Source organism: Microbacterium sp. CFBP9023 (assembly GCF_034045055.1).
GTDB lineage: Bacteria > Actinomycetota > Actinomycetes > Actinomycetales > Microbacteriaceae > Microbacterium.
The window spans coordinates 155,828-169,005 of the sequence record NZ_JAXCWI010000003.1 but is presented as its reverse complement, the minus strand read 5'-3'; the positions used below and the strand labels follow the sequence as shown (position 1 = coordinate 169,005).

Here is a 13,178-nt window from a genome sequence, read left to right as displayed (position 1 = left end):
CGCTCGAGCAGCCGCGTCGTGTGACTCACGCCCTCACGAGGTAGCAGCGCTCCTCGCCGTACTTCGTGAAACCCGCTCGCGCGAGGATCGGCGCGGAGGTGGCGGTGCGCCCCTTCACCAACGCCGTGGTCGCTCCCCGTGCCGCGCTCTGGCGAAGCCGCTCCACGAGGACGGCACGGTAGGCTCCTCGTCCCCGTGCGTGCTCGATCGTCGCCGCTCCCCACAGGCGTGCGAAGCCGTCGACGATCGTGCAGCCGCCCGTGCTGACCGCCTCGCCGTCCGCGCCGAGACGGGCGAGAACACGCACCTGCGTGCCTGCGTCGTACGCCGATGTGATCTCGTCGAGTTCGATGCGAAGGCCTTCGTCATCGAGCGGCTGCTGCTTCCAGACCGGCACATTGATCGCGTCGACTTCGCGAACCTGCTCGAGCGTTCGCACGACCTCCGCCCTGGCTTCAGGCGGGACATCGCTCGCGGCGCTGTCGATCGTGGCGCTGTCGATCCGGCTCGCGAAGACGGCTACGGTGTCGATGTGCTCGGCTCCGCGCCTGAGGAGCTCGGCTTCGAGATCGGGGCGATCGGACTCGTTGGTCCAGAACCGCAGCTCGCTCTCGTCCCACGCCCTCGTGCGGTCGATGGCGTGTTCTACGACGGTCGCGGCATCCGCATCCGAGTCGACCTGCGAGCCGCGCACTCCGCCACCGAATCGCGTCGGATACCGCACCAGCTGCAGATGGCTCCGCTGCTGCTCGCTGCCGCGGGGAAACCACACCCACGCGGCCGAGGCTCGCAGGACATCATCGATCGTGTGAGTCATCGCTCTCCTCTGCCGACGGCGACCTCAGCTCGCCGCTCCGACCAGACGCGCGAAGGCGCTCATCCGAGCGACCCCCTCGGGAGTGCGCGGAAGATCGTCGAGCAGGGCCGGTGAGTGGATGAGGTACGCCGCGACCTGCGCCCTCGAGATCGCCACGTTCAACCGATTCTGCAGCAGGAGGAACTCCGGGCCTCGCGGAGCATCGCGTCCGCTGGACGCCGCGAGCGAGGTGATCGAGACCACCGCCTCCTTGCCCTGGAAGTTGTCGACCGTGCCGACCGGGACGTCGTGGAAGCCCGCCGCGGCGAGCGCATCGTGCACGGTCTGACGCTGGGCGTTGTACGGCGCGACGACGATGATGTCGTTCTGCGCCAGGGGGCGCGCCGTGGACTCCGCATCATTGTCGGTGAACGTGCGTCCGACGAGACCGCGTACCAGCGCCACCACTTCGGCCGCCTCTTCCGGCGACTCTGTGGCGTTGCCTCGATGCCGCAGCGGGACGACGTGGAGCCCCGCGTCGACGCCGTCGATCGACCGCCTCTCGGTTCCGGGTGCCGAGGCGAGCTGGCCCGCGTACGCGAGCCTGGACACCGGGGCCGCGACGAACGGATGCATGCGCCACGATCTCGCGAGGAAGTAGCCGTGATCGGGCTTGATGACCGCGTCGCCGTCCATGACCCAGCCGAGCGCCGAGGTGTCGACCGGCTCGGGGTGCGCGCCCTGACTGACCTGAGGAAGCTGCTGCGGGTCTCCGAGGAGCAGAAGGTTCTTCGCTCCGGCCGCGACGGCGATCGTCGACGCGAGCGAGAACTGCCCTGCTTCGTCGACCACGAGGAGATCGAGCCCTCCGCGCTCGACGCGGGCGGTGTTGCTGAAGTCCCACGCTGTGCCGCCGACGACCGCACCGTGCTCGGCCTGCTCGGCGAGGAATGACGCCATGCCGTTCTTGGGGATGACGGTGTAGCCCGGCTCGACGGAGGGGTCTTTCGGAGCCTTGCCGACCTGACTCGCCGGCACACCGTCGGCGACGACTCGTTCGAGGAGGTTCTCGATGATCGCGTGGGACTGCGCCACGACACCGATCCGGAATCCGTGCTCCTTCACCAGCCGGGCGATCACCTGCGAGCCCGTGTAGGTCTTGCCGGTCCCCGGGGGACCCTGCACAGCGAGGTAGCTGCGGTCGAGATCGAGCACGCCTCGGACGATGGCGTCGATCACGTCGTCGCCCTGCTCGGGCAGCGGACGACCGGACAGCGTGCGCGGAGGGATGCGACGAAGCACGTCGGTGGCCGCGTCACGCGGGAACCCGGGTGCGGCCGCGTGGACGGAGTCCGCCCACTCATCGATCGCGCCCTGCAGCGAGACGACCCGTGGCGGCGCAGCCGGAGTGAGAGCGAGGGGAAGCTCGTCCCAGGTCTGCCCCTGGATCGCCGTCTCGGTGATCAGGTAGCCGTCGTCGAGCAACTCGGCGACCGTGACGGTGTGAGGGACATGCACCGCTCGTGACGGTGCCTCGGTGTCGAAGGGAGCCGGCACGGGATACAGGGCGAACGGCTGCGCCCCGGCGCCCAGAGTGGTGCCCGGCGACACCTCGCCGCGGATCTCGATGTCCCGCGACATCACCCGTCGGCCCTCGCCGATGCTCCAGTCCCTCTGCACGCGCGATGAGGCGCGGTCGATGCGCACGACGTCACGCGTGCCGTCCCACATCGTGACGGGTTCGCGCAGTCGCTGGAAGTGCGAGACCCAGAAGCTCTTCGCCTCGCGCGGGAAGTAGTCGATCGCCGCGGCCGCGATGCGATGCACCTGACCGTCGTCGCCTGCGTCGACCGCGCGCTCCGCATCGGCGAGCAGTGACACCGAGCGCGGTGACGGCTCGTAGATCACCTCGTCCGCTTCATCCGGCGGCGCCGGAGTCACGCCCTCAGCCCTCGCGATGTCGATCAGCCAGTTGCGGAGGCGCCGGGTGGAGACGCAGTCGTAGCGGTTGTAGTCGGCGAGGTCGGCGAACACGGCATCCGCTTCTTCCTGCTCCCCCGCCGCCGCGAGCTCTCGAGCCGCGACGTACTGCACGATCGAGTCATCGCCCTTCTGGACGTCGCTCGTGCGCACATCCGCGCCCATGTAGAGAGGCTCGAGCTTCTTGATGGAGTACGACCTCGTGCCGACCCGCACGGTCCGCAGCACGAGCGGATACAGGTCGACGAACACTCCTTCACGCAGCAGTCGATCGATCTCGCCCTCACGGACGCCGTGCCGCGCCGCCATGGCCACGAGGTGCGAGGTCTCATACGGGGCGTAGTGATAGATGTGCATGCCCGGATGAGCCGCGCGCCGCAGCTTCACGAAGTCGAGGAACCTCTCGAACGCCTCGCGTTCCGCCGCGAAATCGTGTGCCCAGAGCGCGGTGTACTGATCGGAGTTGTCGACCCATCCGAAGAGGTAGTCGATCCCCCAGTGAGCCTGACCGTCCGGCGCCGGCTCGGTGTAGAGAGGGTCACCCTCGAAGTCGAAGAAGATGTCTCCGTGGCTCGGCACCGGGAGCGTATGGATCGCGGCCGCGTAGTGCACGTCATAGGTCGGCGCACCGTCGGCATCCGCCTGGATCTGCAGTCGGGCCTGTGCCCTCAGAGTCTCGAACGTGTCGGTGTTCATGCCGTCCGGGGGCGTGGGCGCCTCTGCCAAGGCGTCGATGGTCTCGATGCCGGCGGCTCTCAGTCGCGCACGCTGCACGGGCCGCATGCGGGCGACCATGAGGAGATCTCGGTGCGCGATCACCTGTTCCTCGCAGGTGGCGCAGCGCCCGCACGCCACGACCTCGAGATCGCCGCGGTCGTCGCCCCACGCCAGCGCGGGCCCGGCGGAACCGTCGTCGATGCGACGATCTGCGATGAGCGCGCGCAGACGCGCCCGTCGCACCTGGAACAACGGGAGGAGGTCGTCGACGGAGTGGGTGCTCACTGAGCCGTCGCCGAGGATGAGGTCGACCTCGTCGGATCGTGGGATGCCGAGCCGATCGAGCTGATCGACATATGCCGCGAGCTGCATGAGGGCCGTGACCCGCGCTTTTCGGGCGAGCTTCGAGTCCTGAACCCGCCAGCGACCGTCGTCGTCGCGCTTCAGGAAATCTGCGAATCCCACGAACTCGGGTGTAGCGAAAGCCGCCTGGAAGACGACGACAGCGTCGGAGCCGAGGGCCTGGACCGTCTCTTCGACCGCCGCCGCCAGGGCAACTGCGTCGACGGACGACACCTTCTCGACGAGATGCACCCGATCGGCGCCGAGATCCTCGAGATAGCGCGCCAAGACGTTCCGCTCATGCACGTCTCCGAGCAGCGCCGCCCGCGCCAGCGTCGCGTCTTCGGGCTCGTCGACCGCGGGGACCCGCCCCAGCTTGGCGTCGATCGCGCGGCACCACGCGAACTCGCATTCGGCGGCCGCCTTGAGGTCGCTCGCGCTCCAGATGACGCGCTGCGCCTGAGTGTCGATCCGCACGATGCTCCCGTTCTGTCGGACACTTCGACACTAGCCGCGGCATCCGACACGGGATCACGATGGGCCGCTCAGCGCCACCAGGAGTCGTCGGGCGTGACCGGCAGGTTGCGCTTGTGCTGGGTGGCGAGATAGCGCGACTCGATGCGCCCGGCGACCTCCGGGTCGACCTGGCGCCCTTCGAGGAAGTCGTCGATCTGCTCGTAGGTGAGTCCGAGCTCGTCCTCATCGGCGCGACCGGGCTGACCGTCGAGCAGATCGGCGGTGGGCACCTTGTAGGCGAGCTGGTCGGGAGCGTCGAGGAGCAGGAGAAGCGAACGCCCCTGCCTCTTGGTGAGTCCGGAGAGCGGGAGTATGTCGGCGGCCCCGTCGCCGAACTTCGTGTAGAAGCCCGTCACGGCCTCAGCCGCGTGGTCGGTGCCGATCACGAGCAGACCGTCGTGGCCGGCCAGCGCGTACTGCGTCACCATGCGCACTCGCGCCTTGATGTTGCCGCGATTGAAGTCGCTGATGTCGCTCGTGACGGCGAACTCGATGTCCTCCTCGACGCCGTCGACGCCGTTCTGGATGTTCACCTCGACCGACGCATCCGGCTCGATGAACTCGAGTGCTGCCTGGGCATCCGCCGCGTCCTTCTGGATGCGGTACGGCAGCCGGACGGCGAGGAACTTCGCCTCCCCGCCCTCTGCTCGCACCCGCTCGACGGCGAGCTGCGCCAGACGACCGGCGAGTGTCGAGTCCTGACCGCCCGAGATGCCGAGCACGAAACCTTTCGCGCCGGTGGTGCGCAGGTAGTCGACGAGGAACTGCACGCGGCGCTCCACCTCGATCTCGGGGTCGATCTCGGCCCTCACGCCGAGCGCTTCAGAGATCTGCTGCTGCAGGGTCATGTGTTCCTCCGGTCTACCCGACGTCAGTATCCTCCTCCAGTGTTACATCGAGATGACGTGGATCGCACGCGCGTGACTCCGCGGCGGCCGATGCACCTGAGAGGATGGCGGAGTGAAACTTCTCGTCGCAGCCATGGCCTCCGAACTCGCAGCGTTCCCGGAGGAGCTCGAGGGATTCGACCAGCTCGTGACCGGCGAGGGCAAGATGCAGGCCGTCTACGCCCTGACCCGTGCGCTCGACGCCAAGGAGTACTCCGAGGTCGTGGTCGTCGGCACCGCCGGTGGGATCGACCCTGAACTCGAGGCGACGGTCCACGAGATCGGCAGCGCGCTGCAGCATGACGTGTTCGACCTCGACGGTGTCGCAGGGCAGCACGTATCCCTGCCGGCGCGCGTGTCGACGGGCCGCGAGGGTGTGCTGATCGCGACCGGAGACAGCTTCGTCGGCGATGCGGGGATCACGGCCGTCATCCGGCCGTCCGGTGCGGGACTGGTCGACATGGAGACCTATGCGTACATCTGGGTCGCCGAGAAGTTCGGGGTGCCGATCCGTGCTTTCCGAGCGATCTCCGATCGAGCCGAGGACGGTGCGCTCGTCGACTTCCGCGAGGCGATCGCCCGCTGCAGCGTGCAGCTGCGCGAGGTGATCCGTCGGGAGTACGGCGTCTGAGACGGGCACCGCGTCGGTGCGGGGTCTCAGCGCGTCTCGATGACGCTCGGCCCGTTCGGCGTCGCGCGTACGGAGAGCTGCGCGGGGATCTGCTCCTGCATCGCTTCGACGTGGCTGATCACCCCGACGGTGCGACCGCCCTGTCGGAGCTCGTCGAGGGTGCGCATAGCGACGTCGAGCGTGTCGCCGTCGAGGGATCCGAACCCCTCGTCGATGAAGAGGGTGTCGAGACGGATGCCGCCGGCTCGCGCCGTGACCACCTCGGCGAGTCCGAGAGCGAGGGCGAGCGAACTAAGGAACGTCTCGCCGCCTGACAGGGACTGCGCTGGCCTCGTCTGGCCGGTGAATGCGTCGAACACGACGATCCCGAGCCCGGATGCCGCGCCGCGCGCGGCGAGCGCGTCGGAGTGACGCAGTTGGTAGCGCCCGGTCGACATGTCACCGAGGCGTCGATTGGCCGCCTCGACGATCTCCTCGAGCTCTGCGGCCAGCACGAACGTCTCGAGGGTCATCTTGCGCGTGTTCGCACCGCGCCCGGCGATGGTGTCGGCCAGGTTCTGCAGGACTTCGTACTCGGCGGCGTCCTCCGCGGTGCGCGCGTGCTCGGCGGCGGCGGCCTCGATGAGTGCCGCGAGCTGCTCCGCCACGGCGGCAGCTCGCCCGGCTTCGTCGACCGCTGCCGACCAGCGCTGCCGAGCGGCGAGGGACCTCAGCTCGGCGGGATCGAGATCGATCGGCTCCTCGGGCAGCGTGCGCAGTTCGAGGTCGAGGAGGATCGCGCGCTCCTTCTCTCTGAGCACGGCATGCTGCGTGATCCGGCTCTCGAGCGCCGCCTGGGAAGCGGCGGAGCGCAGCGCCCGCTCGACAGCGGCCACGTCGGGAAACTCGGACGCGGCGAGTGCGGCGTCCCGCTCGAGCATCGCCGCGGTCGCCGCCTCTGCTCTGCGCTCACGTTCGGCCGACGCCTCGACCAGCGCGAGAGCAGCCTGAACTTCATCGAGCGTCGCAGCGAGCCGCGCTGCCACGGAGTCGAACGGTCCTTTCGCGTCGGCGATCGCCTGACGCGCCTCGGCCATGCGCTGAGCCACGAGCGAGTGCTCCTCGCGGGCTGCGGCCAGCGCGGCGGTGTCACGTTCGCGATCGATCTCGAGCCGCCGGATGCGTTCGATCAGGGCGTCGCGCCGCTGTTCGAGCCTCGTCCGCTCGTGCGAGGCCTCGATGCTCTCCGCGTGTGCGGCGGTCGCGTCGTGCAACTCTGTGGCAGCCTCATCGGCTGCTCGGCCGTCGGCCCGGGTGACTGCGGCGGCGAGATCCGCACGCAGCGAGGACACGTGCTCGGCGGCGTCACGCTCACGCCCGGCGATGATGTCGCGCTCGGTCTCGGCTTCGTCGACGTCGTCGGCGGACACCGGATCCGTGTGCACGGCGGGAGCGGGATGCTCGGGGGATCCGCATACCGGACACGCTTCGTCGTCCTGCAGGGAAGCCGCCAGCTCTCCCGCGATGCCGTCGAGGCGGCGCTGTCTGAGCTGAGCCAGCGCCGTCTGGGCCGCGGCGAGCGCGACGCTGGCCTCAGCGAGCTCGCGCTCCGCTCCGGCGTGCGCGACACGGAGGCGTTCCGCCTCGAGCGCGGCGGCATGCCGCACGGCGGCAGCATCTCGCGCTGCAGCCAGATCCGCGACGCGATCGGCACGCTGCCTCGCCGCGTCACGGTCGAGAGTGAGCTGTTCGAGCTGTCCCGGAAGAGCGACGCGATCGGCCTCCGCCGCCTCGATGCGCGCGGTCGCCGCCGCCACGGCATCCGCGGCTGCGGTGAGTTCGGCGTCGAGAGCGGACGCGGAACCCTCCAGTTCCGCCGCCCGCTGCCACGTGCCCGTCTGCCTGGTGCGTTCAGCCGCCCATTCCGCGAGATCGTCCGTGACGATGTCGTGAGCCGCCCACACGGCGCGTGCGCGCTTCTCGGCTTCGACCGAAGCATCGAGCGCAGAAGACGCCGTCGCCGCGGCCGTGATCGGGCCCCGAAGAAGCTCCGCAGTCCGAGCCTCGTGCAGTTCCGTCCGCGCGTCCGCGATCCGAGGCTCCTCGGCCTCGAGACGATCGAGCGCTGCCCTGGCACGATCGCGCTCGATCTGCGCCCTCTGCTCGTCTCGCAGCGTCGCGAGCGCCGCATCCGCGGCATCCGACTCCTTCTCGGCGTCGACACGCTCCGCCGCGCGACGCTCGGCGCGGTAGTCCGCTCGAGCCTGAGCGCGACGCAGACGGTCGAGACGCTCGTCCGTCGTCATCACGAGGGACTCCGCCTCACTCGAAGCGGTGTCGCCTCCCTGCGCGTCGGTGTCATGCCCGAGGTCGGCGTTGTCGACCAGTCGCTCGCCTTCGTCGAGGCGGACTGACACGGTGGCGAGACGGGCTCCGAGCGACCGCTCCGCCGCCTTGCGTCGCTCGTCGAAACGTGTCTGCACGTCCTCGAACCGCTCGGTGCCGAACAGCCGCCGCAGCAGTGCCTGCCGCTCACGGCTGCCGGCGAGCAGGAACTCCGAGAAGCGGTTCTGCGCGAGCAGGATCACCTGCAGGAACTGCTCACGGCTGAGCTGCAGGATCTCGTCGAGTTCGTAGGCTGCCTCGCGCTCCTTCGCAGCGAGTCCGATCCACTCGCCGCCGACCAGCGTGTCGAGCTGCACGGCTGCCGACTGCACCGTCATCCCACCGCCACGCTTCTTGGGCCGCTCGTACTCGGGCGAACGTGTGACCCGGTATCGGCCTGCCGGAGTGCTGAACTCGACGACGACCTCGGTGACGTCGTCGGGCTCGCAGTGGTCGCTGCGCAGTCGCTTCTCGCCGCCCTCGTACCGTGGCACGCCACCGTAGAGAGCGAAGCAGACCGCATCGAGGATGCTGGATTTGCCTGCTCCCGTGCGACCGGCGATCAGGAAGATGCCGTCGTCTGCGAAGGCGTCGAAGTCGACGACCTGACGATCGCGGAACGGCCCGAAGCCCTCGACCTCGAGGAGGTGCAGCTGCATCAGAGCGCCTCCTTCGCTGTCGGAGAGTCTTCGCGTCGAGCGGCCACCGGACTAGACGAGGGCTTCTGCACGAACGCGGTCATCGAGCACCTCGCGGATCAGCTCGGCCTCGCGCTCGGTCGCCCCGTGCCCTGAGCGGACGTGCTCGAGGAAGGCCTCGATCCGTTCAGGATCGGTCACGGCACCCTGCAACCTCTCGACGTACGACCGCTCGATCGTCTCGGAGGTCTGGGACGGCTGATGCTGCACCATCGCGCAGTGCGGATACCGCTCACGGAGTCGGCGCATCGGCTCTGTCTGGGCGAGCGCGTCGGTGTAGACCGCGCAGACCCAGTCCTCCGCGTGAGCGGCGACGTTCTCGGTCGACAGGATCTCCTCGAGGGTGCCCGTGAGCGTGACGAGACGGCGAGGCACGGGGAGCTCGAGCCACTCGACCGATGCCAGTCCGGTCGCGTCGAGCTCGACCAGCCAGGACCCGCGCGGCTTGTTCTGCTCGCCGAAGCTGTAATGCAGGGGGGCGCCCGAGTAGCGCACGCGCTCGCTGATCTGCTGGCGCCCGTGGATGTGACCGAGGGCGACGTAGTCGGGACCGTCGAACACGGTCAGCGGCACGACGTCGAGACCGCCCTGCCGGACCTCGCGCTCGAGGCCCACCGTGGCGTCGACCCCGGCGGAGAAGCAGTGGGCGATCGCAACGGACCGGCCGGGGTGTTCATTCATACCGACCCGTACGAGGTCCATGGCGTGCGCCAGCGTCTGCGCCTGCGTGCGCAGTTCGGCCCCGTTCCAGTGCTGTCGGACGATGGCGGGCTCGAGGTAGGGGATGCCGAAGAAGTGCACGGGGCCGTCGGCGTCTGTCAGTGTCACCGGAGTGCCGATCGCGAGGGGGTCGGTCAGCACATGGATGCCGTCACGCAGCAGTCGCGCCTGGAACCCCAGCCGCGCGGCGGAGTCGTGGTTGCCGCTCGTGACGATCACACGGGCCCCCGTCTCGTGCAGCGCCACGAGAGCGTCACCGAGAAGCGTGTACGCGGGGCCGGCGGGGGTCGCCGAGTCGAAAACGTCGCCGGCGACGATGACGACGTCGACCGCGTGGTCGCGAACCTGCGCCGTGAGCGCCCCGAGCACCTCGGCCAGCGCGTCCATGGTCGAGTTGCCATGGAAGGTGCGGCCGATGTGCCAGTCGGAGGTGTGCAGGATTCGCATACTCACACGCTACGAACCCCCACCGACATTCGGTCCGAGGCGTGCCGTGGCGCCCGTTCCCCGCATCGAGATCTCCGCGATCCGGCCGAGAGAGGACGCCACGACGACGTCAGTGCGCAGCGACGGCCAGTCCCGGCTGCGCCGGCATCAGCTCGTCCTTCGTGCCCCGCACCATCACCGCGGCGATCACGGCGGCGACGAGCATGAGGATCGACGCGACGATGAAGACCCAGCCGTAAGCGTCGGTCAGCTGCCCGGGGTCGAGATCCGCCTGGGCGTGCCCTCCGACCGACGCGGCGTACACGGCTGTGAACACCGACAGGCCGATCGATCCGCCGATCTGCATGGCCGAGTTGGCGACTGCCGACGCGATGCCCGCGTCGTGCGGAGCCACTCCGGTGAGAGCGAGGTTCTGCAGCGGGATGAAGACGAAGCCCATGCCGACGCCGAGCAGCAGGAGTGCCGGGGCGATCTGCACCAGGTAGGCGCCGTCCGGGGTGATGCCCGACAACAGGAACAGACCCGCCGCGGCGATGAGCGGTCCGACGATCATCATCGGCCGCGGTCCGATCACTCCGAGCAGCTTGGTCGCGATCGGGGCGATGATCATCGTGGCGATCGGCAGCGGCAGGGTCGCCGCGCCCGCCTGAAGCGCGCCCATCCCGAGCACGAACTGCAGGTGGAAGGTCAGGTAGAGCGTCGCGCCGATCATGATCGCTCCGGCCACGCCCTGGATCAGGAACGCACCACCCCTGACCCGGTCCGCGACGACCCGCAGCGGCAGGAGCGGCTGGGCCACGCGGCTCTCGACCCAGACGAACGCGGCGAGCAGCACGACTCCGAGCACGAGGAAGGTGATGGTGAGCGGGTCGCCCCAGCCGTTCTCGGCGAGGCTGAACCCGTAGACGAGGGAGCCGAGACCGAGGGTCACGGTGATCGCGCCCCAGACGTCGTAGCGGTTGTCGCCGTCCGCCTTGCTCTCCGTCAGGAAGAGCGCTCCGCCGATCAGTCCGATCGCGACGAAGAACAGGTTGACGAGCAGGCACCAGCGCCAATCGGTGAACTCGGTGAGGAATCCGCCCAGGAGCAGACCGACGGCCGCTCCTGTTCCTGCGACCGTCCCGAAGACGGCGAACGCCGTGTTGCGCTCCTTCCCGGAGGGGAAGGTCACGGTGAGGAGAGCGAGGGCGGCGGGAGCGAGGAGCGCGGCGAAGACCCCCTGGAGGCCGCGCGCGAGGATCAGCTCCCAGCCGGACTGCGCGAGGCCGCCGAACAGGGACGCCGCGCCGAAGCCCACCATCCCGATCATGAAGGTGCGCTTGCGACCGAGGTAGTCGGCGATGCGTCCTCCGAGCAGAAGCAGCGCGCCGAAGGCGAGGGCGTAGGCCGTGACCACCCACTGACGCTGGCCGTCGCTCAGACCGAGCGATGCCTGCGCCTGCGGCAGGGCGATGCTGACGATGGTGCCGTCGAGGACGACGATCAGCTGCGTGAGGGAGATGACGACGAGCGCCCACCACCGTGTCTGGGGGCGGGCGCGCAGGGACGATGACATGGAAGAACCTCCGGTGTCGGGGACGATGCCGGAGGTTTCGAGCCTCGGACCAGCGCGCGTCAGCGCCTGACCACCTCAGCCGACGGGGCTGAGCAGAGCATCCATATTACCGGAGGAATGACGCCGCGTAACACAGCGTCACACGTCGATGCGTCAGCGCGAGCGCAGCAGGGACGCGTGCTCGGGATGCGCCTGGAACCAGTCGGCGACATACCAGCACACGGCGTCGACCTTGCGATCTCCGCGCTCCTCGATCTCGGCGACCGCTCCCTCCACGACGACGCCCGCGTAGCCGTGGCCGCGGAAAGTCGGGATGGTGAAGGCTCGCGTCAGGGCGATCGTGTTCCCGTCGTCGCGATAGTCGAGCACGCTGACGAGCTGCCCGTCGCGCGTCAGCGTGTACCGCGAGGCGTCCTTCTCATCAGTGAGGATGAAGCCGGCAGCGAGGGTCGAAGTGGTCACCTTCTCCACGTTACGCCTCGCTCCCCGGCCGGCGGCCGTTTTGACACGCGCGGACTTCTTCCGACATAATCCCCCCATGACTACCAACGCAAGCCCTTTGTCCGCCCAGGAGGCGAACAGGACTGCCGGGATGATGATGCCCGGTCGCGTTGACATGTGTTGCCGAATGTGTCGCTGAACGAACAGCCACTCCGTCTGACCTGACTTCTCGCGATCTGCGAGGACTGGTCTCCGAGCACCCACCCCGTGCTCGCTTCCCGGCTCGCCCGGTCATTCATGCAACGCATCAGAGCCTTCTTCCGGCTCACGTCCTGAGGACTACATCATCATGTCGAACATCGCACTTCTCGAGCGTCCCGCCGCCGCCACCGCCGTCCGCACCGTCTCGTCGGAGCCCGCCGCACCGCTCGATGCAGATCTTCCCGCCGTCCGCTCGCCGCGAGGATTCGCCCTCTACGTCGGTCTCGACGAGATCAAGGCGGCCGAAGCCGGCGTCAGCCTCCCGCTCCTGGTCGACGCTCTGCGCCGCACCCTCGCCGAGCTCGCACCGGGTGCCGAGACGCACGCCACCGTCGCCCTGGCCCCGCACGGCTCCGGCGGCCGCGACCTCGACGTCGTCCGTCTCGCACTGCACGAGCCGGGTGCGATCGCACGCACCAAGGCCGCTGCCGAAGAGGAGGCGACCGACGAAGAAGGCGGCGTCGTGGTCGACATCTCGCGCAAGCGCGTGCTGATCGACGGCGAGTCCGCGGCGTTCACCTACAAGGAGTTCGAGCTGCTGCAGTACCTCGTGCTCCGTGAAGGACGGACGATCGAGCGCAGCGAGCTGGTCTCCGCGCTCTGGCAGGCGCAGGACGACGAGACTCCCGGCGAGCGCACGATCGACGTGCACGTGCGGCGTCTGCGCGCGAAGCTCGGCCGCTACGAGGACATCGTCCGCACCGTGCGCGGCATCGGCTACCGCTTCGACCGGCACGCCGACGTCGTCATCCGCTACGGCCACGGAACGCCCTCGCCCGACCGCTTCTGATCCGAGTGTCAGCCCCGCCACGTATGGTGGGCG

Annotated in this window: 9 protein-coding genes; 2 read left to right on the top strand and 7 right to left on the bottom strand. The window is 69.0% G+C overall.

From position 1 onward, the window contains the following. Positions 1-25 precede the first annotated feature (25 nt). The 3 genes from SOM10_RS15470 to nadE all read right to left on the bottom strand — a co-directional run bounded on the left by SOM10_RS15470 (position 26) and on the right by nadE (position 5,199). Positions 26-817 carry a hypothetical protein gene (locus SOM10_RS15470; protein ID WP_320490938.1) on the bottom strand — a complete coding sequence of 264 codons (792 nt, stop codon included), beginning with the start codon at positions 815-817 and terminating at the stop codon, positions 26-28. 24 nt (positions 818-841) lie between these two features. Then, positions 842-4,312, bottom strand: coding sequence for a TM0106 family RecB-like putative nuclease (locus SOM10_RS15465; protein WP_320490936.1), 3,471 nt, complete (start codon positions 4,310-4,312; stop codon positions 842-844). A gap of 68 nt (positions 4,313-4,380) precedes the next feature. After that, positions 4,381-5,199: an ammonia-dependent NAD(+) synthetase gene (nadE, locus tag SOM10_RS15460; RefSeq protein WP_053098839.1), complete on the bottom strand. Its 819-nt coding sequence runs from the start codon at positions 5,197-5,199 to the stop codon at positions 4,381-4,383. A 112-nt stretch (positions 5,200-5,311) separates the two neighbouring features. Here nadE and SOM10_RS15455 point away from each other — a divergent pair, with 112 nt between their 5' ends. Continuing rightward, entirely contained in the window at positions 5,312-5,869 is a 558-nt protein-coding gene (locus SOM10_RS15455) for a nucleoside phosphorylase (protein WP_056277071.1), read from the top strand. Between the two features lie 26 nt (positions 5,870-5,895). On the opposite strand, the gene SOM10_RS15450 is transcribed toward SOM10_RS15455, so the two are convergent. From SOM10_RS15450 to SOM10_RS15435, 4 genes are all read right to left on the bottom strand, one after another. Beyond that, positions 5,896-8,892 (bottom strand): SMC family ATPase, encoded by a 2,997-nt coding sequence (locus SOM10_RS15450; protein WP_320490934.1) that lies wholly within the window; start codon positions 8,890-8,892, stop codon positions 5,896-5,898. A gap of 51 nt (positions 8,893-8,943) precedes the next feature. Continuing rightward, a complete protein-coding gene (locus SOM10_RS15445) occupies positions 8,944-10,098 on the bottom strand; it encodes an exonuclease SbcCD subunit D (protein WP_053098836.1) in 1,155 nt (384 codons plus the stop codon). 109 nt (positions 10,099-10,207) lie between these two features. Further along, complete coding sequence (locus SOM10_RS15440; protein WP_320490932.1) at positions 10,208-11,653, bottom strand: MFS transporter; 1,446 nt, start codon at positions 11,651-11,653, stop codon at positions 10,208-10,210. A gap of 153 nt (positions 11,654-11,806) precedes the next feature. Beyond that, the gene (locus SOM10_RS15435; protein ID WP_053099389.1) at positions 11,807-12,115 is read right to left on the bottom strand and encodes a GNAT family N-acetyltransferase; all 309 of its coding nucleotides are present in this window, start codon (positions 12,113-12,115) and stop codon (positions 11,807-11,809) included. Between the two features lie 328 nt (positions 12,116-12,443). Here SOM10_RS15435 and SOM10_RS15430 point away from each other — a divergent pair, with 328 nt between their 5' ends. After that, positions 12,444-13,145, top strand: coding sequence for a winged helix-turn-helix domain-containing protein (locus SOM10_RS15430; protein WP_053098834.1), 702 nt, complete (start codon positions 12,444-12,446; stop codon positions 13,143-13,145). Positions 13,146-13,178 lie beyond the last annotated feature (33 nt).

What these genes read in the sequence shown, in the direction of transcription:
- SOM10_RS15430 (WP_053098834.1), top strand. Translation starts at nt 12,444, where the DNA reads ATGTCGAACATCGCACTTCTCGAGCGTCCCGCCGCCGCCACCGCCGTC.
- SOM10_RS15440 (WP_320490932.1), bottom strand. Translation starts at nt 11,653, where the DNA reads ATGTCATCGTCCCTGCGCGCCCGCCCCCAGACACGGTGGTGGGCGCTC.
- nadE (WP_053098839.1), bottom strand. Translation starts at nt 5,199, where the DNA reads ATGACCCTGCAGCAGCAGATCTCTGAAGCGCTCGGCGTGAGGGCCGAG.
- SOM10_RS15450 (WP_320490934.1), bottom strand. Translation starts at nt 8,892, where the DNA reads ATGCAGCTGCACCTCCTCGAGGTCGAGGGCTTCGGGCCGTTCCGCGAT.
- SOM10_RS15445 (WP_053098836.1), bottom strand. Translation starts at nt 10,098, where the DNA reads ATGCGAATCCTGCACACCTCCGACTGGCACATCGGCCGCACCTTCCAT.
- SOM10_RS15470 (WP_320490938.1), bottom strand. Translation starts at nt 817, where the DNA reads ATGACTCACACGATCGATGATGTCCTGCGAGCCTCGGCCGCGTGGGTG.